This window comes from Acidovorax sp. GW823-FHT02H02, from assembly GCF_058797075.1.
The window spans coordinates 23,587-48,907 of the sequence record NZ_JBXAJH010000021.1; the positions used below are offsets into that span (position 1 = coordinate 23,587).

Here is a 25,321-nt window from a genome sequence, read left to right on the forward strand (position 1 = left end):
GAGACCGCAAAGCGCTCGCCGATTCCTCAATGGCGTAGAGCCATGCGGTCCGTCCGGCCCTGGCCCAACCGTCGACGTCCTCGCAGATACCTCGGAGCGGCAAGCGCTGCGTTCGATGGCCCGGCTATCGGCCACAGCGCTGGCTGTGAGCGCAGTCCCCGCACAGATGCGGAGCCCCGTTCGCACGTGGCTGAAGGGCTCCCCTCAGCAGTTGCCTGCGACGCCTGGCCAGCGCCACCACCTCTCGCGCGGGCAAGAGGCGCACGCGTCGGCAGCCTAGAAACCGCCCGTCCGGGGCCTGAATGAGCACGTACGCATGCGACGCGACGGGTTGCCCCGACTCGCTGCCCAGCGCCATCCGCTGCGCAGACAGCTCGATCACGTCCGAGGGATAGGCCCGCGCATGCGCGCGCGTCTTGAGCTCCAGCAGCACGAACACCCCATCCCGGCGCCGGTACGCACGGTCGACCTTCGCTGAAATCGCCTCTGGCTCCCCGACGCGGAAAGGCCGCTCGCTGTAGATGAGCTCGGCGCGCCGCAGCTCTCCGGGAAGGCGGGCCCAGCCGTTGGGGCGGCCCATGAGCCAACGCCGTGCGCTCCACAGCAGCAGGCCGACAGCAAGCCCGCATGCGACGACCACTTCAGCGGACATGATGCACCTCCATGCGCCGGCAGCGCCACCCTGCGTACCAGACCATCAGCGACAGGGCGTGGCGAAGCGGGATGCAGGCCCACGGATGGCGGCAAAGCCAGGCACAGACGAGCGGCGCTGCGCGGTAGTACCACACGATCAGGCGGCATCCCGGGCCGCTGGTGCGCAGCACGCCGTCCCGATAGCGTCGCAGGACCTCGGTTTGCGGGGCGGCACTTCCGAAGATGTGGGTCGCGATGAAGCACCGGCCCCGCCGGCCGGGCCGCTCCGCCGCGGCCTGCGCGTCGAATGCGGCGTGCAGGCGCAGGCCCCGCTGGAGCGCTTCGTGCTGCGCGGCGGAGACCTTCCGTCCGTGGCGGTGATCCAGAGCCACCCTGCGCTCGCACATGCCCATGGCGGCCAACTCGGATGCACTGACACCGCTGCTCTCGCCGCGATCCATCGTTCCATGTCCCATACCGCCCCCTATTCGCCCAGCGGCTCGGCGAACACCAGGTCGGTCACGGCACCGGACCCGAAGCCCGCGGGGGCAACTGCTTGCGGCGCCTCTGTGGCGGGACGGCCCGCGATCGCCTCCCCTGCGGGCGCCGGCGCCGGCAAGGTGACGGCGCGCAAGCCCTCATGTGCCAGCAGACGCAGCCGGTTCACCCGCTTCACGCCCTTGCCGAACCGGATCAGGTCGTCGTAGAGCGGCGGGTTGTCGTCCCGCGACATCTCGAACAGGAGCCGGATCGTGCCATCGTTGCGGCTTTCCTCGCTCATCGCACACCTCCGGCATCGGCGCCGCTGCGGCCGGCAAGGTAGTTCATCCCCGCGATCTGAAACCCGCGCACGTTGGCGAACATGCCGTCCCGGAGCACCAGCACCCGCTGGCGCGGAAACGCCGCCCGGACGGCGCCCTTGAACAGATGGACGCCGCCACCGGCCATCACGATGTTGTGGAAGCCCGTCGCATCTCCGATCCAGTGCAGCATCGACGAGATCGCCTGGCCGGTGATCTTCTCGACCATCGGCCGCATCCGTTGCAGGTCGTACGGCCGCTGGTAGATCGTGGGCGCCCTGCCCGCTCGCAGCGCCGCATCGACCGCATCGAGGTCTCTGTACTGAACGCCGATGTCCAAGGTGATCTCCGAGGCCAGTGCCTGAAGCACGTCCGCAACGCCTCGGGGCACGGAATGGCTGCGCTTCTGCACGAAGCGCACGCCCCGCGCGACCACCCAATCGAAGGTCCGGTATCCGGGGTCGAGCACGAGACTGTTCTCCCCCGCGATCCGGTCCATCTTGCCGGCGACGGACGCGAAGTAGACCAGGGCACCCTGCGGCTGCGCGACCGCCATGGTCTTGTGCACGACCACCCGACGGCCTCCGCCGACATCGTGCGTCCCCGTCATGGCCCGCTCGAGCTTTGCCTTGCGCGCCGCCAGCAGTGCCACGGGCAGACCGACGACGAGCAGGTGTATCTCCGACACCTTCATCATGCGAAGGGCACCCCTGAGCAGCGCCAGGTACTCCGGCGTCTCCGTGTAGCGGTCGTGCATCTGGGAAGGCCGGAAGGCATCGCCGGCGAGCACGACATCCGGCCCCACCTCGTAGAACAGGCCGCCAATGGGGATGCACATCGTCGCGCGGCTCTCGATCGCGGCGGCCTTGGAGGAATCCCTCGCCGCCGGATAGCACAGCGAAGGAAAGCTCGTGCACCGGATCTCGGTGCCGGCCACCCCCGTGACGAACTTGGTATGGCCGAACCCGACGTCTACGGCCCTGACCACTGGATTCATATGGTTCTCCTGAACTGTGTTGCGAAACGGGCGGCCATCGACGGCGCCCACGCGGACCGCGCCTGGGCATCCCATGATTCCGTTCGGGCGCGACTCCACCCCGACCACGGTCTCAGTTCGTCCCGCGCCGTCCCATACAGGCCGGGCGCTGCGCATTCCGTCTCACCACGGTCTCACGGGAGTCCCACGCGTCAAGGGGGCGTCTGGGATCGGAGGGCTCGGCCCGAGGCTCATTCCCTCAGGGGCGCTTCAAAGAGCCCGGAGGTCACGCTGGGGTCCAAGGCCGCGAGGTCTGCATGCTCGCCCCCGTCCTCGCTGCCGAGGGCGGGACCGGCTTGCGCCGGCGCTGGCGCGGCGGGACCCGACAGCTTCAGCTGGCTCGCCAGCAGACCGTCATGGGCCAGGGTGCGCAGCCGCGCGACGCGCCTGCGCCCCTTCTTCAACTGCACGAGTGCGTCGAACAGGAGAGGATCGTCGCTGCGGCTCAGCTCCAGGGTGACGCGGATGCGCAAGGCCTGCGACCGGCGTGTCTCATCGCTGTCCATCTCGGTCCTCGCCGGCAGTGCCCTGGGCCTTGAGGAGGTTGTCCCCCGCGATCTGGAAGCCCTTCACGTTGGCGAACATCGGCTCCTTCACCACGTAGATCTTGTGGTTCGGAAACGCCGCCTTGACCGCGTCCTTGAACATGAACGCGCCGCCACCGACGAGGATCACGTTCTGGATGCTGTAGTCCTCCGTGATCCACTCCATCATCGACGAGACGGCGCGGCGCGCGACCGCGCGCGCGGTCGGCAGGATCGGAGCGAGGTCGTAGGGCTTCTGGTAGATCATCAGCGGCTTGCCGGTGCGCAAGGCCGCATCGATGGCAGGCAGGTCGCTGTAGGGCCGGCCGATGTCGCTGCTGATCTCCTGGGCGATCGTCTTGAGGACATCGGACATGCCGCGGTTGACGGAGTTGCTGACCTTCAGGACCAGCCGCATGCCCCGCGACAGCAGCCAGTCGAAGGTGCGCGAGCCCGGATCGATGATGAGGCTCTGCTCGTGCTCGATGCTCTTTTGCTTGTGGTACGCTGCCGTGTAGTAGACGAGTGCGCCCTGCGGCTGGGCCACGGCGACGGCCTTCCTCACCTCCACCGTCTTGCCGCCGCCGAGATCGTGCACGCCCACCATCGCCTTCTCCAGATAGGCCTTGCGTGCCTGGAAGGACGACACCGGCAGCCCCACCACGAGCAGGTCGATCGCGCTGAGCTTCATGTAGGCCATCGCACCGCGCGCCAGCGCCATGTACTCGGGCGTCTCGACGTACTGGTCGTGCAACTGCGTCGCCCGGAAGGTGTCCGCCGCCAGGTGGACTTCCGGCCCGACCTCGTAGAAGGTTCCGTCGATCGGGATGGCCACCGTCCTGCGGCGCTCGGCTGCCGGCCTCGTCGCCGGGTCCTTGGCGCTGGTATAGGCCAGCGACGGGAAGGACGCGCACTTGATCTCCTGCTCCGTGTGCCCGACGACGAACTTCGTGTTGCCGAAGCCGACGTCGATGGCCCTGACGATCTTGCTCATTGCAGGCTCCTTGCCGTGGACACAAACATCCGAAAGGGTCGTCTACCGCGCTCCGGATGCGCAACGAGAAAGTCGAGCGTTTGTGAGCGGATTTCGCCGACAGCTCCACCGGACGGCCCGCGAGGCATGCCTTGGTGCCGGTGCGCGCCACGGCGGCGCCTGTGCGCAAGCCTGCGGCGGCGCAAGCCGAGGTCTGGCCGAAAGGCGTCTGCCCCGGTAGCGGGCTCCGCCGCCGACCGCCCGCGGCTTCGCCCGCTGGCCCGGCGCAGTGGCACCAGGTGCTTCAGGGCAGGTGCCGTCAGGCCGCTCTCGTCGACCGGTGCATGATGGGTCTGCACCGCGTCGAATTCCCGCGCGAGCCGGAAGGACGTCGCCGCTGCGCCAGCGCAGCCGATGCGACCGGCCTACCCAAGCGAGTTCCTGTCAACGGCCGAAGAGCGTGGGCTCTGGGCATCGTCGCCAGCCTGCCTTCGAAGTGGCGCGCGCCGGTGCGTGGCCTGAACTACCCCGGCAATCCGACATCAGCCATCCCACCGATCGGATGGAACCCTGCAGGCGGTACGCCACCCCGGGCTGGGCCCTTCCGCTTGAGCTCGATGCTCTCGCGGCTGGCGTGGCGGGTGTGGTCCTGCGCGATCGGTTCCAGCGCCTGGCGCCGCTTCGGCTGAAGTTGCGGCTACGGGTGCCGGGCTCAATGCCTGCAGCTTGCATTCGTCGCTGGCTGATCTCAATCCACCTTTGCAGTCCGCAGCCGTAGCGCATTGACAATGACACTGACGGACGACAGCGCCATGGCGGCGGCGGCCACCACGGGCGAGAGGAGCATCCCAAGGAAGGGATAGAGCGCGCCCGCGGCGAGCGGAATGCCCGCCACGTTGTAGACGAAGGTGAAGAAAAGGTTCTGCCGGATGTTCCGCATGGTGGCGTGCGACAGCTTCCGCGCACGGACGATTCCCGTCAGGTCGCCCTTGAGGAGGGTTACCCCGGCGCTTTCCATCGCCACATCCGTCCCGGTGCCCATCGCGATGCCGACCTCGGCCGCGGCAAGCGCCGGCGCGTCGTTGACACCGTCACCGGCCATGGCCACCACGCGGCCCTCGCCCCGAAGGCGCTGTACGATCTTTGCCTTGTCCTCGGGGAACACCTCCGCGACCACTTCGTCAATGTCAAGCTCTCTGGCAACGGCGTCCGCCGTGGTCCTGCCGTCGCCCGTGAGCATGACGATGCGCACGCCGGCTTCGCGCAGTCCTCGCAGGGCCTCCGGCGTGGTCTCCTTGATGGGGTCCGCGATCGCCACGAAGCCCGCCAGGCTGCCGCCCAGCGCAACAAAGATGACCGTCGCCGACCTGGCACGCTGCTTCTCCGCCGCCGCCTCCAAGGGCGAAACGTCGATGCCGCGCTCCTTCAGGAACTTGGCTGCCCCGCTGATCAGGTCCACACCGTCGACCCGTCCGACGACGCCCTTGCCCACGGGCGAGTCGAAGTTGCTCACTTCGGAAAACGGGAGCTTTCGTGCCTGGGCAGCCTGGACGACTGCCATCGCCAGCGGATGCTCGCTCGCCCGCTCCACGCTGGCCAGCTTCTGGAGCAGGTCGTCGCGTCCAAAGCCTTCGGCCGCCTCGATGTGCACGACCTTCGGCCGCCCCTCGGTCAAGGTCCCGGTCTTGTCCACGACCAGGGTGTCGACCTTCTCCATTCGTTCGAGGACCTGGGCATCACGGATCAGCACGCCCTGTTGGGCCCCTCGGCCGACGCCCACCATGATGGACATGGGCGTGGCCAGCCCCAGGGCGCAGGGGCAGGCGATGATGAGTACGGCAACCGAAGTGATGAGCGCGTAGGAGAGCGAGGGGTCGGGCCCCCACACCAGCCAGACGACGAAGGTCAGCAAGGCCACGGCGATGACGATCGGCACGAACCAGGCCGCCACTTCGTCGGCCATGCGCTGGATCGGCGCGCGGCTGCGCTGTGCGGCCGCCACCATGTGGACGATCTGGGAGAGCAGTGTGTCGGCACCGACCTTGTCCGCCCGCATCACGAAGCCGCCCGTCTGGTTAAGGGTGCCGGCGGTGACCTTGGAACCGGCAGCCTTGGGCACCGGCATGGGTTCACCCGTGACCATGGACTCATCGACCGTTCCCTTGCCCTCGATCAGTTCCCCGTCCACGGGCACCTTCTCGCCCGGCCGCACCCGCAGGCGCTCGCCGACCTGGATGGTGTCGATCTGGACCGTCTCGTCGCTGCCATCCGCCCGCACGCGCAGGGCCGTCTTCGGCGCCAGGTCGAGCAAGGCCTTGATGGCGCCCGACGTCTTCTCGCGCGCGCGCAGTTCCAGGACCTGACCGAGCAGCACCAGCACCGTGATGACAGCCGCTGCCTCGAAGTAGATTGGCACCGCGCCTTCATGGCCCCGCAGTTCGGCGGGAAACAGGTCGGGCGCAAGCGTGCCGACGATGCTGTAGAGCCAGGCGGCACCCGTTCCCAGCGCGACGAGCGTGAACATGTTGAGGCTGCGGTTCCGGATCGACGCCCAGCCGCGCGCAAAAAACGGCCAGCCTGCCCAGAGGACCACCGGCGTGGCAAGGAGCAACTGCAACCAGTTCGAGGTTTGCGCCGGAAGGAGATGCCAGCCCACGAGGTGACCGCCCATTTCCAGGACGAACACGGGCAGCGCCAGCGCCAGCCCGATCCAGAACCGGCGCGTCATGTCGCGCAGTTCGGCGCTTTCGCCCGTGGTGCCCGTCGCGATCACCGGCTCCAGCGCCATTCCGCAGATCGGGCAGTTCCCTGGTCCCCTCTGGCGGATCTGCGGGTGCATCGGGCACGTGTATTCCGCATCCTTGTCACCTTTGCCCGCCGCTGCAGGTGCAGCCAGCGGTGCCGCCGCGTGATGCCGATGATGGTCATGCCCGTGCTGCGCAGGTCCGGGTCCGCCGTGGCCGGGCGGGAGGCCGACCGGCTCCAGGAACATTCCGCACTTCGGACACTTCCCGGGCTCCGCCTGTCTCACCTCCGGATGCATCGGGCAGGCGTAGCCCGCGCGCGGCGCCGGAGCCATTGGCTCGGCGGCGCGAGATGGCCCCTCGTGCTCGTGATGGCTGTGAACATGTTTGGCGGAGGAGGAGGTCGCGTTCTTGTCCATGGCTTGTATGTCGCTCCCACCAGGTGCAGGCCAAAATTCACCCATGCGCCCGGCACAAAACTCTCGGAGATAAGCCGCAGCGGCAGCGGCGCTCTTGGCCCTGCCGTTCCGACCGCGGACCGCACCTGCGGACAACCCTGGATGCAGACCCTCTGTGCGATCGCCACCATCCCAGCCACGGCTACCGGGATCGACACCTGTTTCCCAGGGATGTCGGCCTTCGATCGCGGCAGGTCTTTCCCTGCCGGCTAAGGACCTTGCGATCGTACTGCCGCAGTGCCTGTGGCTCATGTCGAGGACTTTGAGACGACCCATCAGGAGTTCACGTCGAGGTTGATGGGGAGACTATCGACCTTGACACTGTGAGAGGGTCAAGCGTCTTCCGTAGCCGTCCAGGGTGGGGCTGTGGCTGGGCGAGGAGCTGCAAAGGGGCGTGCCGAGAGCCGTCTGGACAAAACTTCCGCTCGCCATGCGGTCAGACCGCCCTTCGCCGCTGCTTCAAGGACAGTTCAGGCGCCCGCACTTCGAAGCGCTCGCTCCGCGCCGTTGTTCGAGCATCCTTCAACTGCGGCCTTCGCCTCATCGCGTCTCACGCCGTATCGCCGGCGCCGCCTTCCAGGTCGGATTCACAACCAGAGTCATACCCCCTCTTTGTCAACCCCCTCTCGCGCGAGCGCCCCCCAGGGGGAATCCAGACATAGAGCGGCCTCGCAGGAAGCTGTGATCGCCACCCCGAAGCCCCGCGCATGGCCTTGACGACGCCGCAGCGCCGGTGTCCACTGAGGGCTCCCGAAGGCTCCTTGCCCTCGCTCCCATCGGTGGAGCGCAAAAAGGCGTAGCGGTCGTTACCCGCCCCTCATGTCCCGGCCCCGAGCCCGGACCGAGTCCTGCCACAGAGCAGCACTCCGAGGAATCCATTCGTAGTGAAAGCCCGCGACCTGCCAGCCCTTGCGGCTGGGCGTCCTCCAAGGACGCGTCGCGGTGCAGGTCAAACCGTTCGCCGGGCACCCGATGCCCAGGCACTGTTCCCGCCACCTTCCGAGCACGCGCATCGCGCGGCACACGGTCGTGCTTGCCCTGATGGGCTCCACGTGTGTCCCCGCTCGGACATCTGACGCTCTCCGGCCACGGTCAGGAGAGCGACCCAGCAGATGGGTGGCGCTACGAATCCAGCACTGATCCCGCAGACGTGCACCGGCCAGACCGGTGCGCGGCGCTCACGGACCTCCAAGGCCGTGAACCTCCAAGGTCATTGGCGCACCCCACCCTGTGTTTGCCGCGGAAACGCGCGCGCAGGACCGGATCAACCCGTGTTCATTTTTAAGAACGACCGCGCCGCCGCGCTGCCCCTGGCAGCCGTGCAGCGAAACCCTGGGTAGGTGCCGTGCGGCGTGGCCGCGCACGGCGCTCGACGCATCGGCCACCGTCCGCCGCTGGCACCGGAATTCCCCAGCGACGGCACGCAACACCCCCCGGATTTCCTTTCACACCCGATGGCACGCGCTCGGGACGCGGGCCGCACGACAGGAGAGAGACCGATGAATGCCCATGCCCCTTCGCCCACCCGGAACCGCAGGCGGCCCGCGCGGCCGAAGAACACATCCCGCCGCCACCCCGGGCGGCGCCACCGGGACTGGTCGGGCCTGAGCGCCGCCGACGTGCTGGCCCGCCATCCGCCGGGATCGACGCCGCCCGAGGAAGTACTGGAGATCCTGCTGAAGCTGTTCAACGAACAGCACACGGCCATGCTCAAGAGCGTGTCGCACAAGACGCGCCACGACCGGGCGGTGTTCCTGCGGCGCTTCCTGCGCGACCTCCAGGCCAAGGCGGGGTTCCCCACGATGCCCGACCCGCGCAACATCGGGGGGCGCCACATCCAGGCGATGGTGAGCCTGTGGCGCCAGGATAGGCTCGCGGCCGCGACCATCCAGACCTACCTCAGCTTCCTGCGGGGGCTGGCGCAATGGATCGGGAAGCCAGGGCTCGTGCGCAAGCCGGACGCCTATGGCCTGGACGTCACGGAATACCAGCGGCACGAAGTCGCGCAGCGCGACAGGACTTGGAGCGGTGCCGGGATCGACATCGAAGCCCTGATCGCGCAGGTGTGCGCCTACGACCGCCACGTGGGAGCGGCCCTGCGGCTGATTCGTGCCTTCGGGCTGCGCCGCAAGGAAGCCGTCATGATGCGGCCCCATGCCTGCGTGGTGCCCTTCTCGGCCACCAGGCTGCCGCCGGAGCGCCAGAAGGCCGAGAGCTACCTCTGGGTGTGCCAGGGCAGCAAGGGGGGCCGACCCCGTTTCGTGGCCATCGCCACGGCGCAGCAGCGGCAGGCCCTCGCGTATGCGAAGTCCGTGGCCGGTGCTGCCGACGCCCACTTGAGCAACCCGTCGCGCGACCTCAAACAGAACCTCAACCACTTCAGCTACGTGATGCGGCGCTTTGGCCTGTCCCTCAAGGAACGCGGCGCGACCGGCCACGGGCTTCGGCACGAGGTCTTCGTGGAGGTCTGGGTGAATGGCACCGGCACCCAGCCCCCGGTGCGGGGAGGCACGCTCCCGCCGAAGGATGTGCGGGAGGCCGCGCAGCAGGATATCGCCGAGATGGCGGGCCATGCCCGCAATCGCGCGGCCGGGGCGTACATCGGATCGGTCCGCGCGCTGCGTCCTACGGCACGGGCCACGGTGGACGGCCCGTCCCGCGGCCAGGGCACGGCCGGCGACGAAGGCGCTGCGAATCCCTCTGCCGTCAGGCAGCCATGAAGGGGAAGCCCGAGGGGTATTCGGCGGTCCATGCTGCTGCAGCGCCTGTGCTTCGCCGCAGCAACGGCCAGACTGCCCCGGCAACAAAAACGCCCCCGGCGTCCGCAATGGACCAACCGGGGGCGCAAGCTACATGGGCTTCGCGAGGCTCATGGCATCGGCAACACCTCGAAGTCCTCGTCGGGATAGATCCGGGCGCCGCGCCGCCGCGCCTCGCCCACGGTGATTTCCTCTTCGCTGACCCCGTACCGCCAGAGGGCAGCGCAGCGGGCAAGGGGTTCGTCCGTCTCGCTGACCTTACCGATGTCCACGGCAACGCCGTCGCGGACCACGAGAACCCGCCAGTCCTTCATGTTCATGCCTTGTACTCCTGTCGTCGATGTGCCCCGGACGGGGCGGTTGTGCTTGAGTAGGCCGCCCTCTCGGCCCTGCGCGGGCTGGGGGGGCTGGCCCGGGGATCAGGCACCCTCGGCCACGGCCTCTTTGGGCTGCGGATCAGCGGCGTCGGCGTCTGCATCGCCCTCGCCGGTCCCGGCCGCGCCCGGGGCGTCGTCTGCTGCGCCGGCCTGCGGCCCCGGCACGTCGTCGCTCTCGCCTTCGTCCTCGTCGGCGGGTGCCGCATCCGGCTGCGCCGCATCGTCCGGGGACGGCAGGCGCAGCATGGCGGGAAGCCATCCGGTCGCGGCGACCGCCTGCTCGGCACCGCTGGCCGCTGCGTCCTTCTTGAGCGCCTGCAGCGGGGCGGCGGCCTGGGCGCTGACCGCCTCGGTCACGACTTCGGCGATGCGGGCCTTGGACACGTGGTTGAAGTAGGACCCCGCCGTGGCCTTCCACCACTTGCTCATGTCCAGGCCCAGCGCCAGGGCAAGGCCATCGGTGCGCTGCTTTTTCGGCTCGGAGGGATAGACGCCGCTGACGGTGAGCGCGACCAGGAAGGTGAACAGGCGCGAGATGGCCGCCGCATCCAGGGTGAGCATCCAGGGCAGCACGGCATCCACCTTCTGCGGCAGCAGCGCCTGCCAGTGCTTGCGCTCGGCCTCCAGCGCCTGCCACGCCGCGCATGCCTTGATGTCGTCGGCGTCCTGGTGCAGGATCGCGTGGGTGTCGGAGACGCCCAGCGTGAGGGGATCGCCGCTGCTGTACAGGTGCTGGTAGCCGTCGATCAGCAGCTTGGTCGCCATCTGCGCAGTGGCCACCGCGACCGCCACGTCGGGACGGCCCAGCAGTTCCGCCTGGATCGCCGCGACACGGTGCGCGGTGAGGTTGCGCGTCAGGCGGTCGGAATGGACGGGCCGGGTCTTCGCGGCGGGCAGGGACACCAGCGCGGGATCGCCCTCGCCGGCCAGCGCGCTGCCGTTGCGCGTGGCCTGGGCCAGTTGCGCCATGTCGGCGCGGTCGTCCGGGCGGATCAGGCCGTAGCGCACGGCGGGCGCGGCATCGGTGCCCACGTAGACCACGCAGCCCGCCTGCGACATGAGTTCGGGCGGCCAGACCGACAGCGCCTCGGTGATCGCCTCCATCTTGGCGTTCAGGTCGTCGCACTCGGCTTCCAGGCGGCGGTACTCTTCCTCGGCGGCGCTGTCGTCTTCCTCCTGGTCGCAGATGTCGTCCATGCGCTGGGTGCGCTCGGCGACCTGCGCCTCCAGGTTGTCCAGTTCGGCGGCTTGCTCGGCGCTGGGCTCGCGCGCGGCCTTGCGCAACTCGCCATGCTTGGCGTATTCGTCGCTGACGTAGCGGGCGCGGACGTCCACCCACTTCCAGCCCTCGGCGCCGACCTGCTTGGCCTTGCGCTGCAGCTTGGCCACGGCCAACTGGTCGAGCAGCACCGGGTCGAGCAGGTAGACCTTCTTCTCGTCTTCGCTGAACAGGTCGCGCCGCGTGGGACCGCCCGCCTTCTCGTAGGCCTTGACCGTGACGTAGCGTGCCACGGGGTTGCGGTCGGACTCGATTTCTCCCTGCGTGAGGATGCGGCGCAGGTGGTCGGGGTGGCGGTTCCACGCATCGAGCCCGGCCCAGGCCTGTTCCTGGCGTTCGTGGTCGTCCACCGAGGCCAGCACCATGAGGCATTCGAGGTCGATCTTCTTCTCGCGGTACTGCGCCATGAGCTTGGGGGACACCGAGGCGAGCTTCATGCGGCGCTTGACCACCAGCGGCGTGACGCCGAACGCCGCCGCCACGTCCTCGACGGACCTGCCCATGCCGATGAGCTTGGCGAAGGCGAGGAACTCGTCGGCCGGGTGCATCGGCACGTGGTACGTGTTCTCCGTGAGGCTGGACAGCAGCCCCCGGTCGGCGGGCACGACCAGCACGGGCACGGGGTAGTTCTCCGGCAGGTCGCCTGCGGCCACCAGCAGCCCGATGGCCTGCAGGCGGCGGCCGCCCGCGCAGACCTCGTGCAGGTTGCGCGGGCCCTTGACCGCGATGAGGTTCTGCAGCACGCCGCATTCCTTGATGGAGGCGGCCAGCTCGGTGAGGCTCATCTGCGGCTTGCCGCCCGGCGCAGGGCTGGGCGTGCGTGCCTGGTAGTCGACGGAAAGGACCAGCTGGTTGAAGGGGATGTAGGTGCGCGGCGAGGCCTCGATGATGGCCTCGACTTCCGCTTTGGAAATCTTCATGGGTGCTCCTGATGGATGGACGCCGGACGCGGCGGGATGCCTCGTCCGTGAGTCCAGGTTCTCACCCGCCGGCGCTTCATCAAGGGCACGCGCGGCTGCCCCCCCGCAGCGGCGCGCGGGACCGGCTGGCGCGGCAACGGGAGCGCCCGACGAGCCCCCTCTAGAATTCCCGCTGTGCAGCTTCGATGCACGCGGGGGCATGCGCCCCCAGCCGCAAACGCAAAAGAAGGGAAACATTCCATGGCAACTGCGAAGACAACCGCCAAGGCCGCTGCGCCTGCGAAGAAGACCGCGAGGGCCTTTGCTCCCGCAAAGAAGACCGCCCGGGCCGATGCGCCTGCGGCGAAGGCCGCCGCGCCCATCAAGCCCATCAAGGACGCGCTCAACAAGACCGCGCTGGTCAATCACATCGCCGCGCAGGCCGACGTGGACGCCAAGTCGGTCAAGGCGGTCCTGGCCGCGCTCGAAACGGCCGTCCTCGGCTCGGTCGACAAGAAGGGCGTGGGCACCTTCACGCTGCCCGGCCTGCTCAAGCTGGACGTGGTGAAGGTGCCGGCCAAGAAGAAGCGCTTCGGCAAGGATCCGTTCACCGGCGAGGAGCGCTGGTTCCCGCCCAAGCCGGCATCGGTGAAGATCAAGGCCCGCGCGCTCAAGAAGCTCAAGGACGCCGCCCTCTGACCCCGTCCGGGTCCGGGCGCGCGTCCGGATCCGGAACCGGTTGCGGGTCCGCGCGGCTGCGCAACCGGGTCGCCGCGGTTGCGCAATCGCGCGAACCCTCGCGGCGACATCGGGCAGGGAGCCGGCGCCTGTTCGCATCGCCAGCAGCCTGTCTCCCGCTCCATCCATTGCCGGGGCACCCGGCAGTCCTTCCGCAACCACGCGGAAATTCGAGGTCTCATCCGAGCGCTGCCGCGTCGGAGGCGATGCCGCTGCAGGCGGATCGCACCGCAACGAGGCCCGTGACGTAGTCCATGGGTGGGAGCCTCGCCCGGCCCCGCACACCACTGGCACTTGCGTGCCCGGCGCACCTGCCGGCCCGTCCACATGCTGCCGCCACGAACCCGGGTCGGGGACAATACGCGCTTTGTCCGTCTTGCTTTCCGTGTCTGCTCCCGTCTCCTTCTCCGTTCTGTTGCTGCTAGATGCCCCCCATGGCAGCCTGGCCGAGATCGAGCTGACGCGCGCGGACCTGCCGGTCGGCACGCGCAGCCACTGGCTCTGGATCGAGGAGAGAACCGTCACGGAGCTGCAGGCCATCGGCACGGGAACGCCGTCAAGGAAGGCATTCGACCGTGCGGTCCTGGCCCTGGACGGCGAGCGGGCCGAACTAATCTGGCCGAGCGGCCTGTGCGACGCGCTCAAGGTCGACCCCGGGCGCATGCTGCGTCCCGAGTTCCTGCGGCTCGTGCATCAGCACGTGAACTGAGAAGCCCGCGCGCCCCGCTGCGCGCGCTGGCGCATCAGTTCGGCATAGCGAGCGCTGACGGCCGCGCCGTCGAGACAATCCACCGCGATACCGACCGCCCGCGCCACACGTCGGCGCACCGAGGCGAGGTGGCGGGCCTCGGCGGGCGTCGGCATGCACACCGGCCAGCCCGCTTCATAGAGCAGGTGCGGGGGAATCTCGGCTTCCGCGGCCTGCCGCGCCGCGGCCCGCTCCTTGGCCTCGGCGACCCCGGCCCACAGCGGCGCGTCGAGCAGGTCGGGGGCCACGTCGCCCAGCCAGCCGCCCGGCTGGAACGAGAACGTGCTGCGCGCCTCCAGCGCCACCAGTTCCCGGTAGACGGCGGCGTTGTCCCCGCAGCGCGATGCGGCGCCCAGGTCGCTGCGCGAGGCCAGCACGCAGAAGGCGCAGGACACGCGGCTGCTGCCGTAGATGCGGTAGGCCTCGTGCAGCACGCCGCCGTGCAGGCTGATGTAGTCGAGCACGTCGCGGCGCGGCCAATGGATGATGGCGTTCCAGGTCAGGCCCAGGCCGCGCGCGCGGGTCAGCGCCGCATCGCGCTTGGCGACCGGCTGGCGCGACCGCGCGGCGCTCTCCTCCCAGCGCAGCCCGAGCGCGGAGACTACGGGGCCGACAGGGTGCCGTGCGCGGATTGCCCTGGCGATGATCTGCGTCTTCATCTCCGAGGTATTAGGGCGACCGAATCTGCTTTGTGTGAACAACCTCCCTGAACCCCCTTGATCCAAGAGGGGCGCGGGGCTGTTGACACTCACAGAGCAGGACATGGTTGCCTGGCGTTATGGGGTACTTTGACCCATCTGTTAACTCCGAAAGCGATCACCTTGATTCCCAGATTCCGAGCATCCCCTTCAAGACAACTCCAATCCCACCATCGCATCCGCACCATCCTGTTCAGCACCGGCGAGCGCATGCCCGCGCTGGTGTCGGCGAACACCGGCATGCCGGTGTTCGCCGCCTGCGTCTATGCCATGACGGAGGTTCGCCCGCGCAGTGGCTCTCCCGCGACCATCGAACAGGCCCTGCGAGGGGTCCAGTTCCTCCTCGCGTTTGAAGACCTCCGCGGCATTGACCTGCAGAATCGTTTCGCCAACGCTCGGTTCCTCGACTTGCACGAGTTGGATGACCTCGCCGCGCTGGCGTATCTGCCACTTCGCAGTGGCGGAACCGATCGCAAAGAAGAGGCCCCTCTGGCGCGAGCAACGCCAGCCACGGTCGCCGTCAGCACGGCCGCCATCCGGCTGCAATACTGCCGCGCCTATCTGTCGTGGCTGGGTCAGGCCGCTGCCTCACAAACGTGCGCCACCCTCGAACAGCGGGCGAACTACATGGTGATGCTGCGCGAGTTCCTTGCGCGGCTGACCGCCCGCGCACCTTCGGCGCGCTCCAGCAGGCATCGGGTCGGCCTGGACGCGCAGGCCAGAGCACTTCTGCTCCATGCCATCGACCCCGCATCGGCGGAGAACCCTTGGTCGACCGCGTTCCTGCGCGACCGCAACCGGCTGCTGGCTCTCTGGGGTCTTGGCACCGGCCTGCGGCGTGGGGAACTGCTGGGCCTGCGGATACGCAGCATCGACTTTCGCCGCAACCTGGCCGACGTCGTGCGTCGGCCCGATGACAAGACCGATCCCCGGATGGCCCAGCCGAACACCAAGACGCGCGAGCGCAGCATCGGCATCAGCGAGGAACTGGCTTACCTGACGCACCAGCACATCGTGCAGCACCGCGCCAGGATCGCTGGCGCGCTCCGGCACGACTTCCTGTTCGTCACCGCCACAGGCGATCCGTTGTCGCTGTCTGCCGTGACAAAGATCTTCCAGGGGTTGCGACGGCACCATCCCCAGCTTGGTGATGCGTTCTCCTCCCATGTACTGCGGCACACCTGGAACGAGGATTTCTCTGAGATCGCCGACCGCGCCGGGATGACGCCGGGCGACGAGCGCCGGGCACGCAACCACGCCATGGGATGGTCCGAATCCTCGCGCAGCGCAGAAACCTACCTGCACCGCCGCACCCGCCGCCTGGCAGTGCAGGCCTCGGTGGAGATCCAGCGCAAGGTATTGGGCGAGGAGGTGTCTCGCGATGCCTGAACAACCCATCCGCACCTCGACCAGGTCCTGCAACCGCACGATGTCGCGGACGCTCGACGGCTACCTGTTCGATCCCGCCGACGACATCTGGAAGATTCCGACGGCCGGAGGAATCGCTTCCTTCAACTTCGACAACCTGCCCGGGGCGTCAACCCGGCTGCGGCAGTGCATCAAGGACGTGTGCGCCGCCTTGCTGGTCTCGATCTCACCATCGCGTGCCGCCCAGGCGCTGTCGGCATACCGGAGGCTGCTTCGCCACGCAGCGCCGCCACACCCCCTCGACGCCATCGCCTTGAACGACGTGGTTCGGTACGGTGAATCCCTCGAAGTACGACAGCGCTACCGGCTGCGCCGGCTCAAGGAACACCTGCTGCTGTGGGTGGAACTGGGAACCCCGGGGCTGGACGTCGACCTCCATCGTGCCTTGCCCCGGCTGGTCACGCAGACGCATGAGGTCGGCAATGCCGTGCGCATGATGGACGTGGACGCCGGCCCGCTGACCGACATCGAGTACGAGGGTGTCACCACGGCCATGCGGCGCGAGTTCGCTGCCGGCCACCTTGGCCTGGCCGACTACACCCTCCTGACCTTGGCCGTGACCCTGGGCACCCGGCCGTTGCAACTCGCAGCGATGAAGTGCAAGGATTTCAGCGCGACACAGCGGCAGGACGGCAGCAGCATCTTCATCCTGCAGGTCACCCGCCTCAAGCAAGGCAAGGGCATCCGTCCCCGAACGCTGTTCAGGCCGCGCGAGCTGTCCAGCGGCCTCGGCGCCCTGGTGCAGGCGCAATGCAAGGCAGCGGCGGACTGGGCACAGCGACACGGGCTGCCTGTGGGCGAGGCGCCCATCTTCCCCTCGGCGCAGTTCACCAGAACCCCGCATATGGCCGAGATCGGGCTGCTCGGCCATTTCACCGGCCGGGGCGTCAGCGACAAGCTCTGTCGGCTGTTCCAGAAACTGGAAGTGGTCTCCCATCGCACGGGGAAACCTCTGGTGATGTCGCCCATCCGCCTGAGACGCACGCTCGGCACCCGGGCGGCGGCCGAAGGATGCTCGGCGCCCGTCATCGCGGACCTGCTGGATCACAGTTGGTTCGATTCCAGCCTGGTCTATGTCGAAACGCGGTCGGCCATGATCGAGCGCATCGACAAGGCACTTGCGTTGCAGATCGCTCCGCTTGCCCAGGCCTTCGCCGGCACCCTGGCAGTGCGCGACGACAGTAGCGAGGGACGGCTCGTTCACCACGTGTCGGCCGAAGCGTTCGACGCGATCGGCCGGTGCGGCAAGCACGACTTCTGCCGTCTCGCTGCGCCACTGGCCTGCTACACCTGCTCGTACTTCCACCCCTGGATCGACGCCCCTCATGAGGCGCTGCTCGATGGCCTGCTCAGCGAGCGGTCGGCGCTGGCGACATCGACCGACCTTCGCGTCGCCTCCGTGAACGACCTGACGATCCTTGCGGTGGCCGAGGTGGTCCAGCGTTGCCGGGACTCTCAGCATGAACGGGAGGCCGCATGACCACCGTGACCCGACTGAAACCCAGGGCATTGCGCGATGCGCAGGCCAAGCTGGACGCCTTCATCGCCAACGCTCGGAACGAACTCACGGCCTTCGGGAAGGACCTGGAGTTCGATTCGGATTGCTGGGACGTGACCGAGCACTACCTGGCCCAGGGGGACCGGCGGGCCAAGCAGGCCCGCGTGCGCTTCTTCTTCATCAAGGTGCCCGGCGCCGGCGGGCAAACACTGTCGCCCAAGGTTCGCGCGCTGGCCAAGGCCTACGTGCGAAGCGAGCTGGCCCAGCGCTCGGCAAGCGCGGCGCTGCGGGCGGTGCAGGCGTTCCACGTACTCGGCATTGCCATGAGGAAGCAGCGGCTCGCCTCCGCAGCAGAGATCGACCGGACCACCTTCGACGCCGCCGTGACTGCCATGGACGACGGCCGCGGCGATGCATCCCTCGACGGGATCGGCTTCCGCCTCGGGCAGATCGCCCGGTTTCTGGAAGACCGGATGCTGTGCGCCCACACGACCGGCACCTGGCGCTACGCGATGCGCCGGGGCAGTACCTACGGTCGCATCGGCGAAGCCTTCGAGGCCCGCAAGCGCAGGCTGATGCCTGCCCCCGCAGCCCTGGACGCCCTGGCGCGCGCATTCCATCTGGCATCCGACCCGAGGGACGTGCTCATCACGTCCGTGGCGGCCATCCTGTGCGCCGCGCCGGAGCGCTTCAACGAGGTGCTGGCCTTGCCTGCGGACTGCGAGGTGGACGTTCCGGGCGATGGCGAGGTACGACATCTTGGCCTGCGCTGGGCGGGCTCCAAAGGCTACGACGGCCACGTCAAGCTGATCCTGCCCGGGATGGCGGACGTGGTGCGCGAGGCGTTGCGCAGGATTCGCGGCCTCACGGAACACGCCCGCCACCTCGCCCGATGGTACGAGGCGAACCCGACGCGGATCTACCTGCCGCCGGAATGGGAGCACCTGCGCACGCAGGAGTTCATCGACTTCGAGGACATCGCCGATCTCCTGGGACTCGGGGGTGTGAGCAAGCGGAACCACGCGCGCACCTGGGTGCAGAGCGCGGGGCTTCCCGTCACGATGGTGGTGCGCGTGGCGGGCCACATCCCAGCGATGGTGGTTCGATTCGCTGACTTCGAGCGCCACGTCGTCCACCAGTTGCCGCCGCACTTTCCCTATGCAGACGCCAGGACCGGACTGAAGTACGGTGAGGCGCTGCTGGTCATCCCCGCGAGGTTGTTCCGAACCGGTGTCGGCAGCTCGTGCATGCTGGAGCCGCTGAAGTACCACCATGTGGGCAATGGGCTCGGCCAGAACGCCAAGGCCGGCAGTGTCACCGTGTTCCAGCGCGTCGGGCTCGACCCGAATCGCACGCTGTCCATCAAGAGCCACCAGTTCCGGCACTGGCTCAATACCCTGGCCCAGGGCGCGAATCTGTCCCAGGTGGACATCGCCAAGTGGAGCGGCCGCAGGGACATCCGTCAGAACGCGGCCTACGACCACGTCTCCAGCCAGGAGATCGTGGCACACATCCGTTCTGTGGTGGGCGATCACGCGAAAGTCATCGGCCCGCTGGCGGAGATTCCGAAGCATCTACCGGTGTCGCGCGACGAATACGCGGCGATGGCCGTGCCGACAGCGCATACAACGTTGTACGGCTTCTGCATCCATGACTTCGCCTCGGCTCCGTGCGAGATGTTCCGCAACTGCCTGGACTGCCGGGAGCACGTCTGCATCAAGGGGATCGATGGCAAGACCGAACGCGTGGCCGCCGCGTTGGAGCAGGCGTCGGCGCAACTCAGGACCGCGCAGGCCGCCGCTGCCGAGGGGGTGTACGGCGCGGCGGACTGGGTTGCCACCCACCTAGCCACCGTGGAGCGGCTGGACCAGTTGCTGACCATCTTGCGGGACCCGGCGATCGAGGACGGCGCTGTGATCCAGCTCAGCACCGGCGGAGCCGATTCCCTCTCCGAGAGCGCCGCCCGTGATCGGCTGGCCGGCGTCGACGCTCTGCGGCTCGCAGCGCCGACCGGCGCAACTTCCACCCCCTCATCCAGGAAATCCCATTCATGACACGACGTTCCCCTAACCTCACGCCAGAGCGGGTAGAGGCCATCCTGACGATGGTCCGCGCCTGGGAGGGCCGGCTGACGTGGCCGGCGCTCATCCAGGCCGCCGAAAAACGGTTTGGCTGCGCCTACACACGGCAGGCCCTGTTCAAGCACGCTCCGATCCGCATCGCGTACGACGTCTGCCGCAACGCGACTCCAGCGTCGGTGAGAGTCAAGCCGGGCCGGCCTGTATCCGCTGCCTTGCAGGCCGCGATGGATCGGGTTCATCGCCTGCAACAGGAGAACGCGGAACTCCGCAGGCGCGAGATGCTGCTGCTCGAGCAGTTCCATCGGTGGGCCTACCACGCCAGCTCGCGCGGGCTGACCCAGCACTTCCTGGATCAGCCGCTGCCACCACTGAACCGCAGGGGCAATCGCACACCTCCCCACCAACCACATCACACTGGCTCGACGTAGCTCAAGAATGATTGGCACGCCTCGTGCTCTGAACGGAGATATCACTCCTCGCAGAACCGGACCGTTCTGCGCTGCAAATGCATAGAGCTGCGTTGATCATACGCATGTCTGCGTGTAAAATACGCAGATGCGATCCATAACCATCAGCGACCTGTGCGAACTCACGGGCTACTCGCGCGACCAGATGCGCGGGCTGCTGGCTGAATTGCCACGTTTCGCGCGTAGGCATGCTGAGGCGCGGGTGGCTCGCGTGTACTCAAACCATGATGTGATGTTGGTGGTGGTGCTCTGTCGGCTGGAGACGGTGTATGGTCTTAGGAGAAGCATCGTCTCTGCTCTCTGCGAATCGATCGCTGCGAGCTTGACGGCACCGCGCAAAGTCAGCAAGCAGGCCTGCTTGATCTTGCGGGCCCACGATGCAACATGCGAATACGTCGATACAGCACCTCTGATCGACGATGGCTTGGTTGTCGCGCTGGGACCTATTTTCCTGGCCATCGACTCCTATCTACTACCGACGCCGCTGGTACAGCGAGACGTGGGACTCTCCGCCACTGGCACGCAACACAACCCCGCCACCGCAAAGGCTGTCGGACGTCAAGGACGTGTCGCGCGTGAGATGGTGCCTCGACATCGAGAGCGGTCGAACCATGGGTAATCGTCCGCCTTGGTGGGATGCTTGGCTGCGACCAGACACCGGCGCACAAGTAAAGGGGCTTGTGCGGGTACTCGGCTACCTGCCCGATGGCCGTCCACCCGAAGAAGTCGCCACCATGGAGAAGGCAGCCGAGTACGGGGCTGACGCCGTGTTCTTCGAGATTGAACAGCACGGTAGACGTGCCTCGGCGCAAGCCTTCATCTATGGCGTCAACACGTTGGCTGATGATCGGGAGTTTGCCGAGCGTCACCGCATGCTCTGGAGTTGGGGTGGCGTGCCCTTGGTGTATCGGCGTACGCCAGGATTGCTGCAGTTGTTCCGTTGTGCGCATCGTCCCGACTTTCTCACTGATGACGGGCGCATCCAGTGCAACCCAATCAAGTATCTGGATCTGGCTACGGCAATAGAGCTCGATCCCTGGTGGGATGAGGACAGTATCCGTAGCGGAACACTGTGGACGGATCCTGCAACCTGTGACCTGCTTCTGTCGAACAGCAAGGCAGCACACAAAAGCCTGTTCGATGCGTTCAAGCGGCTGAGCAGCTATCTCGACGAGAAGAACATTCTTCCGAAGCGTTTGCGTCGCCGGTTGTTGATCCTGTCGTTGCTGATTGCCTACCTAGAACAACGAGGCGTTTTCGGCGAAGGTTTTTTTGCAGCTTTTCAGCCCGATGCACAACGCTTTTTCGAGGTTTTGGGTAACGGACCGGCTCTGGTCAAGTTGCTTGCAGCCTTGGAAGACCGGTTCAACGGCAACGTGTTCACACTGGAACCGTCGGAAGTGGACAAGCTTCTGAGCACCCAGCAGTTGGAGCGCTTCGCTCGAATGATCGAAGCACGTGAGAATCAGACGGGCCAGCTGTCGCTGTGGGATCTGTATTCGTTCCGGGACTTGCCGGTCGAGTTGATCAGCCAGATCTACCAGTTGTTTGTGGAGAACGAGGACAGCTCGGTCTACACCCCTCCATTCCTAGTGCGGTTCCTGGTGGAGGAAGCCCTGAACTGGGATGCACTTGACCACATCACTTCGCACAACCAAGTGGTGCTGGATCCGTCTTGCGGCTCCGGCGTGTTCCTGGTGGAGGCCTACAAGCGCCTAGTGTTGCACTGGCGCCTGCGTCATCAGTGGCGGCGCCCGGACAAGCATGTGCTGCAGAGCTTGCTGGCTTTCGTCCATGGGGTCGATCTTGAGGAGGACGCCGTCGAACTCGCCGGTTTCAGCCTGTGCTTGGCCATGTGCGACGCCTTGCAGCCGGCACAGATCCGGCGCAGCATCAAGCTGTTCCCGAACCTGCGTCAACAGACATTGCATCATGGCTGTTTCTTTGCAGCCAAAGAGGCCGGGCAGTTGCCGGCCCGAATTGGGGCCGTCCTGGGCAATCCACCGTTCGCGTCCACACTGCAGACACCGGCCACCCAACGGGCCTATGCACGGTATCAAACCGAGCATCACAAGAAACTCCCCGACAAGCAGGCGGGCTACCTCTTTCTGCACGAGGCCAGCGAGATCATGGAGGACGGTGCAACGATCTCCATGCTGCAGCAGTACAACTTTTTGTACAACCAGAATGCGCTCGCGTTTCGGCAGCAGTACCTGGAGCGCTACTGGGTGCGCGAGATCCTGGACTTCGTTTCGGTGCGTGGCCTTTTCCAGAAGGGCGATGCCGATACCAAAGTCATTGTTGTCGTGGCGCAAAAGCGAGTCCGTCCCGACACCGCCACTTTGCTCCATGCAACGTTCCGCCGAACCGGCCGCATTGACGCCGAGCAGGGACTGGATCTGGACTACTACGACCTGCACGTCGTGCCATATCGCGTTGCACAGACGAACGACCGCCTCTGGCGTGCAAACCTCCTGGGAGGCGGTCGAACCTTGTCGCTTGTGAACCGGTTAGCACAGATGCGCACGCTGCGCCAATATGCGGAACAGCGGGATTGGGACGTTGGCGAAGGCTTCATTGTTGGCAAAAAAGTCCAGCGTAAGCGCGCGCCCCATCTAACAGGACATCCCTATCTGCCCTCCAAGGCGTTGACGACAAGCGGCATCGACGAGTCCCAGATTCAGCCCCTGAAAGACGAGTTTTTCCGCTCGGCGTATACCGAGCGACGCTTCACCCCGCCAATGTTGCTGGTGCGTGAACAGATGCACCTCGCCCACGCAGTATGGCAAGGGCACTACCTAACGTATAGCCAGCGGATGGTTGGCTTCTGCGCGCCGCAGAAGGACTTGCCAAAGCTCAACGCCATTGATCGTTGGATGAGCGCCGAAAAGCGCACTCTGCGGGCCTATTTGGCTCTGACCAGCCCCGGGCTGTTCGCTCAAAAGGCGACTGCGCTGCAGGCCGACGATATCTACTCGATTCCATACCCTGCTGACGGATCGTTCGATCTGAGCGACAACGAGCGCATCGTGGTCGACGACATCGTGGACTACCAGTCGGATCTGATACGGCTGGGGGAATCGTCGATAGCGATGCGCCAGGTCGCCGATGAAGACCTCCAGGTGTACGCGGAGGTTCTGGCGAATCAGGTCAACGCACTATACGGGTCACCCAGCTTCGGGCTGCGTGGCCAGTTCAGTTGGTCGGGTGCGGTGTGCCAAGCCTACGCGTTTGGCGACGCTCAGATCGATTGGTCAGGGGCGGAAGAACTGCGAGACCGCATCTCGGCTTTGCTGCACGCACCATCGCACCAGCACCTGGCTCTCACGCGCATCTGCCGACTGTATGACCACCGTTTCCTGTTCATACTGAAACCTGACCGTTTGCGCTACTGGATGCGCTCCGTCGGACTGCGCGATGCCGATGACATCTTGGCAGATCTGCGGGCCCAGGGCTACTAGCGAGGCGCGATGCTGGCGGACGGATCTACCTCTCACGCATTGGGCCAATTGGCCTCGGGGTTTCTTGCCGAAGGCCAATCTCGTGCCGCCATCCTGGACTTTATTCTCGGACAGCTCCCCCGCTGGCGAGACCGGCCTGATCGACCTCTACGCACCAGCGAGACGATGCTTACGTCGCAACTGTGCGCCCACCTCAACAGTGCAGCACGCAAGACTCCAGGCTGGGATTGCCTGCAATTTCGTGTGGAGGAAGCTGATGAGACACATGTCTCGCGCAAGATCGATCTCGTGGCTGCGGCTGCAGGCGATGCGCTGATCGTGCAAGGTCGGAGCTACAGTGATTTCGAGACGATTTTGCCAATTGAATGCAAGCGACTGCCCATTCCCGTCGGCTCGGGACGAGACGAGCGCGAATACGTCGTGACACGCGTTGGAGTGGGTGGAGGTATCCAACGCTACAAGGAGGGCAAGCATGGTGCTGCGCATGTTCGTGCAGCCTTGATCGCGTACGTGCAGGAACAAAGCTTCGATCATTGGCTTGCTTTGATCAGTGGCTGGATTCATGACTTACACACCAGTGGTACTCCCGGCTGGTCGGTCGCCGATGCGCTGGTAACTCATGGTCAAGACCCCACGGCCGGCATTGCGGTACATGAGTCAGTGCATAGCCGGAACAGTCTGCCTTCAATCCACTTGCGCCACCTGTGGGTGAAGATGACGCTCTAGTGCGATGACCGGGCTGAAAGTTTGCAAAGCCGTGAACACCTGCTCCCACTGCTGAATCCAACAGATTCACGAGGTTCCAACACACACTCTCGTGTCAATTCACACTTCCTCTTCGCCTCCGACCGTAAGGTCGCAATCCAATTGCGTTTGCTGCTGCTCGAGGATGGCAGTTCGACATGGGGCATGCGCTATTTACAATGTCTCGTTCCCCATAACTGGTACAGAACCTGGAGGACGCCGAACTCCACGGCATGATGAGCTTGACGCACGACAGCGCTCGGTAACGCCGCACGTTGGTCTCCCAGCGCACCCCCCAGCGGTCCACCATGTCGCCGGCCGGCCTGCGGACGGTCACCAGTTCCCAGCCCAGCCTTTGCGCGAGGCGCTCGCACACCGGCGCCGAATCCTTCCACTCAATCCGGCCCAGGTCGCTGTGGATCAGGACCCGCTGCCCCATATGCCCGATGGCGTCGAGATGGCTGCACACGCGGTACGCGAGCGCCTGGCTGTCCTTGCCACCGCTCACCCCCACATAGGCCGGCGCGTGCTCCGCCAGTGCCGCGTCGATCATGGGATCGCGGGCGATGTCGAAGCGCGGTGCGGGAACGGAGCCAGGGCGGGTTGTCATGCTCCCAGCATCCCTGCGAACAGCGCGCATTCAAGGGCGGCCCCGCACGCGCGCCCTCCTCATTCGCCTCCAGCTTGCCGCCGGGGCTGCAGGGAGGCTGTCGTCCCGCGCGCTCTGAACAGCAGCGCACGTTCTCCTCAATAGACGTCGCGGGCATAGCGCCGGTCTCTCGACATACAGGCCAGGTAGTCCGTGGCGGCATCCGCCGTCATGGCGCCATGCTCCTGCACGATCTGCCGGAGCGCTGCATCCACGTCCCTGGCCATGCGGCCGGCATCGCCGCAAACATAGAAGTGCGCGCCCTCCTGCAACCAGGCCCACAGCAGCGCGCCCTGCTCCCGCAACCGTCCGAAGTTCGTGGGGTGG

21 protein-coding genes and 1 pseudogene are annotated in these 25,321 nt (G+C 66.6%); 10 read left to right on the forward strand and 12 right to left on the reverse strand.

Annotation, left to right across the window (positions count from 1 at the left end; genetic code table 11):
- Positions 1-124: 124 nt before the first annotated feature.
- The 7 genes from AC1RDS_RS18775 to AC1RDS_RS18805 all read right to left on the reverse strand — a co-directional run bounded on the left by AC1RDS_RS18775 (position 125) and on the right by AC1RDS_RS18805 (position 7,129).
- Positions 125-652 carry a PD-(D/E)XK nuclease family protein gene (locus AC1RDS_RS18775; protein ID WP_059400436.1) on the reverse strand — a complete coding sequence of 176 codons (528 nt, stop codon included), beginning with the start codon at positions 650-652 and terminating at the stop codon, positions 125-127.
- Positions 642-1,094, reverse strand: coding sequence for a CFI-box-CTERM domain-containing protein (locus AC1RDS_RS18780; protein ID WP_059400435.1), 453 nt, complete (start codon positions 1,092-1,094; stop codon positions 642-644). The genes AC1RDS_RS18775 and AC1RDS_RS18780 overlap by 11 nt, the downstream gene beginning before the upstream one ends.
- A 23-nt stretch (positions 1,095-1,117) precedes the next feature.
- Positions 1,118-1,414 (reverse strand): hypothetical protein, encoded by a 297-nt coding sequence (locus AC1RDS_RS18785; RefSeq protein ID WP_059400434.1) that lies wholly within the window; start codon positions 1,412-1,414, stop codon positions 1,118-1,120.
- Positions 1,411-2,430, reverse strand: a complete 1,020-nt coding sequence (locus AC1RDS_RS18790; RefSeq protein WP_059400433.1) for a PRTRC system protein D — start codon at positions 2,428-2,430, stop codon at positions 1,411-1,413. The genes AC1RDS_RS18785 and AC1RDS_RS18790 overlap by 4 nt, the downstream gene beginning before the upstream one ends.
- A gap of 230 nt (positions 2,431-2,660) precedes the next feature.
- Positions 2,661-2,975: a hypothetical protein gene (locus AC1RDS_RS18795; RefSeq protein ID WP_059400432.1), complete on the reverse strand. Its 315-nt coding sequence runs from the start codon at positions 2,973-2,975 to the stop codon at positions 2,661-2,663.
- Entirely contained in the window at positions 2,962-3,987 is a 1,026-nt protein-coding gene (locus AC1RDS_RS18800; RefSeq protein ID WP_059400431.1) for a PRTRC system protein D, read from the reverse strand. Before AC1RDS_RS18800 ends, AC1RDS_RS18795 begins: the two co-directional genes overlap by 14 nt.
- A gap of 727 nt (positions 3,988-4,714) precedes the next feature.
- Positions 4,715-7,129, reverse strand: coding sequence for a copper-transporting P-type ATPase (locus AC1RDS_RS18805; RefSeq protein WP_092939584.1), 2,415 nt, complete (start codon positions 7,127-7,129; stop codon positions 4,715-4,717).
- 1,538 nt (positions 7,130-8,667) lie between these two features.
- On the opposite strand from AC1RDS_RS18805, the gene AC1RDS_RS18810 reads away from it, so the two are divergent.
- Positions 8,668-9,888, forward strand: a complete 1,221-nt coding sequence (locus AC1RDS_RS18810) for an integrase domain-containing protein (protein ID WP_059400429.1) — start codon at positions 8,668-8,670, stop codon at positions 9,886-9,888.
- A gap of 149 nt (positions 9,889-10,037) precedes the next feature.
- Here AC1RDS_RS18810 and AC1RDS_RS18815 read toward each other — a convergent pair whose 3' ends face one another.
- Positions 10,038-10,247: a hypothetical protein gene (locus tag AC1RDS_RS18815; protein WP_059400428.1), complete on the reverse strand. Its 210-nt coding sequence runs from the start codon at positions 10,245-10,247 to the stop codon at positions 10,038-10,040.
- Positions 10,248-10,346: 99 nt separating this feature from the next.
- The gene (locus AC1RDS_RS18820; protein WP_059400427.1) at positions 10,347-12,503 is read right to left on the reverse strand and encodes a ParB/RepB/Spo0J family partition protein; all 2,157 of its coding nucleotides are present in this window, start codon (positions 12,501-12,503) and stop codon (positions 10,347-10,349) included.
- A 240-nt stretch (positions 12,504-12,743) separates the two neighbouring features.
- Here AC1RDS_RS18820 and AC1RDS_RS18825 point away from each other — a divergent pair, with 240 nt between their 5' ends.
- Positions 12,744-13,181, forward strand: a complete 438-nt coding sequence (locus tag AC1RDS_RS18825) for an HU family DNA-binding protein (RefSeq protein ID WP_059400426.1) — start codon at positions 12,744-12,746, stop codon at positions 13,179-13,181.
- Positions 13,182-13,605: 424 nt separating this feature from the next.
- Positions 13,606-13,929, forward strand: a complete 324-nt coding sequence (locus AC1RDS_RS18830) for a hypothetical protein (protein ID WP_059400453.1) — start codon at positions 13,606-13,608, stop codon at positions 13,927-13,929.
- On the opposite strand, the gene AC1RDS_RS18835 is transcribed toward AC1RDS_RS18830, so the two are convergent.
- Positions 13,914-14,627 (reverse strand): phosphoadenosine phosphosulfate reductase family protein, encoded by a 714-nt coding sequence (locus AC1RDS_RS18835; protein WP_242455315.1) that lies wholly within the window; start codon positions 14,625-14,627, stop codon positions 13,914-13,916. The two genes, AC1RDS_RS18830 and AC1RDS_RS18835, sit on opposite strands and share 16 nt — an antisense overlap.
- A 249-nt stretch (positions 14,628-14,876) precedes the next feature.
- Here AC1RDS_RS18835 and AC1RDS_RS18840 point away from each other — a divergent pair, with 249 nt between their 5' ends.
- From AC1RDS_RS18840 to AC1RDS_RS18870, 7 genes are all read left to right on the forward strand, one after another.
- A complete protein-coding gene (locus AC1RDS_RS18840; protein ID WP_059400425.1) occupies positions 14,877-16,055 on the forward strand; it encodes a tyrosine-type recombinase/integrase in 1,179 nt (392 codons plus the stop codon).
- A complete protein-coding gene (locus AC1RDS_RS18845) occupies positions 16,048-17,574 on the forward strand; it encodes a site-specific integrase (RefSeq protein WP_139222813.1) in 1,527 nt (508 codons plus the stop codon). Before AC1RDS_RS18840 ends, AC1RDS_RS18845 begins: the two co-directional genes overlap by 8 nt.
- On the forward strand, positions 17,571-19,646 hold the full coding sequence (locus AC1RDS_RS18850; RefSeq protein WP_047783153.1) for a hypothetical protein: 2,076 nt from the start codon (positions 17,571-17,573) through the stop codon (positions 19,644-19,646). The genes AC1RDS_RS18845 and AC1RDS_RS18850 overlap by 4 nt, the downstream gene beginning before the upstream one ends.
- Entirely contained in the window at positions 19,643-20,101 is a 459-nt protein-coding gene (locus tag AC1RDS_RS18855) for a hypothetical protein (protein ID WP_047783154.1), read from the forward strand. Before AC1RDS_RS18850 ends, AC1RDS_RS18855 begins: the two co-directional genes overlap by 4 nt.
- A 127-nt stretch (positions 20,102-20,228) precedes the next feature.
- On the forward strand, positions 20,229-20,759 hold the full coding sequence (locus AC1RDS_RS18860) for a hypothetical protein (protein WP_103738758.1): 531 nt from the start codon (positions 20,229-20,231) through the stop codon (positions 20,757-20,759).
- Positions 20,752-23,601, forward strand: a complete 2,850-nt coding sequence (locus AC1RDS_RS18865) for an HsdM family class I SAM-dependent methyltransferase (protein WP_047783224.1) — start codon at positions 20,752-20,754, stop codon at positions 23,599-23,601. The genes AC1RDS_RS18860 and AC1RDS_RS18865 overlap by 8 nt, the downstream gene beginning before the upstream one ends.
- A gap of 165 nt (positions 23,602-23,766) precedes the next feature.
- The gene (locus tag AC1RDS_RS18870) at positions 23,767-24,327 is read left to right on the forward strand and encodes a hypothetical protein (protein WP_139222812.1); all 561 of its coding nucleotides are present in this window, start codon (positions 23,767-23,769) and stop codon (positions 24,325-24,327) included.
- A 94-nt stretch (positions 24,328-24,421) separates the two neighbouring features.
- Here the strand turns inward: AC1RDS_RS18870 and AC1RDS_RS18875 are convergent, their stop codons facing one another.
- Complete coding sequence (locus AC1RDS_RS18875; RefSeq protein ID WP_175518477.1) at positions 24,422-24,955, reverse strand: adenine nucleotide alpha hydrolase family protein; 534 nt, start codon at positions 24,953-24,955, stop codon at positions 24,422-24,424.
- Between the two features lie 137 nt (positions 24,956-25,092).
- Positions 25,093-25,302 (reverse strand): annotated as a pseudogene (locus AC1RDS_RS18880) (diflavin oxidoreductase); the annotation flags it as partial.
- Positions 25,303-25,321: the final 19 nt, after the last annotated feature.

Coding starts and splice junctions, on each gene's coding strand:
- AC1RDS_RS18780 (WP_059400435.1), bottom strand. CDS start 1,094: ATGGATCGCGGCGAGAGCAGCGGTGTCAGTGCATCCGAGTTGGCCGCC.
- AC1RDS_RS18840 (WP_059400425.1), top strand. CDS start 14,877: ATGCCCGCGCTGGTGTCGGCGAACACCGGCATGCCGGTGTTCGCCGCC.
- AC1RDS_RS18850 (WP_047783153.1), top strand. CDS start 17,571: ATGACCACCGTGACCCGACTGAAACCCAGGGCATTGCGCGATGCGCAG.
- AC1RDS_RS18810 (WP_059400429.1), top strand. CDS start 8,668: ATGAATGCCCATGCCCCTTCGCCCACCCGGAACCGCAGGCGGCCCGCG.
- AC1RDS_RS18805 (WP_092939584.1), bottom strand. CDS start 7,129: ATGGACAAGAACGCGACCTCCTCCTCCGCCAAACATGTTCACAGCCAT.
- AC1RDS_RS18815 (WP_059400428.1), bottom strand. CDS start 10,247: ATGAACATGAAGGACTGGCGGGTTCTCGTGGTCCGCGACGGCGTTGCC.
- AC1RDS_RS18860 (WP_103738758.1), top strand. CDS start 20,229: ATGCGATCCATAACCATCAGCGACCTGTGCGAACTCACGGGCTACTCG.
- AC1RDS_RS18845 (WP_139222813.1), top strand. CDS start 16,048: ATGCCTGAACAACCCATCCGCACCTCGACCAGGTCCTGCAACCGCACG.
- AC1RDS_RS18820 (WP_059400427.1), bottom strand. CDS start 12,503: ATGAAGATTTCCAAAGCGGAAGTCGAGGCCATCATCGAGGCCTCGCCG.
- AC1RDS_RS18835 (WP_242455315.1), bottom strand. CDS start 14,627: ATGAAGACGCAGATCATCGCCAGGGCAATCCGCGCACGGCACCCTGTC.
- AC1RDS_RS18855 (WP_047783154.1), top strand. CDS start 19,643: ATGACACGACGTTCCCCTAACCTCACGCCAGAGCGGGTAGAGGCCATC.
- AC1RDS_RS18875 (WP_175518477.1), bottom strand. CDS start 24,955: ATGACAACCCGCCCTGGCTCCGTTCCCGCACCGCGCTTCGACATCGCC.
- AC1RDS_RS18870 (WP_139222812.1), top strand. CDS start 23,767: ATGCTTACGTCGCAACTGTGCGCCCACCTCAACAGTGCAGCACGCAAG.
- AC1RDS_RS18790 (WP_059400433.1), bottom strand. CDS start 2,430: ATGAATCCAGTGGTCAGGGCCGTAGACGTCGGGTTCGGCCATACCAAG.
- AC1RDS_RS18785 (WP_059400434.1), bottom strand. CDS start 1,414: ATGAGCGAGGAAAGCCGCAACGATGGCACGATCCGGCTCCTGTTCGAG.
- AC1RDS_RS18795 (WP_059400432.1), bottom strand. CDS start 2,975: ATGGACAGCGATGAGACACGCCGGTCGCAGGCCTTGCGCATCCGCGTC.
- AC1RDS_RS18775 (WP_059400436.1), bottom strand. CDS start 652: ATGTCCGCTGAAGTGGTCGTCGCATGCGGGCTTGCTGTCGGCCTGCTG.
- AC1RDS_RS18825 (WP_059400426.1), top strand. CDS start 12,744: ATGGCAACTGCGAAGACAACCGCCAAGGCCGCTGCGCCTGCGAAGAAG.
- AC1RDS_RS18800 (WP_059400431.1), bottom strand. CDS start 3,987: ATGAGCAAGATCGTCAGGGCCATCGACGTCGGCTTCGGCAACACGAAG.
- AC1RDS_RS18865 (WP_047783224.1), top strand. CDS start 20,752: ATGGGTAATCGTCCGCCTTGGTGGGATGCTTGGCTGCGACCAGACACC.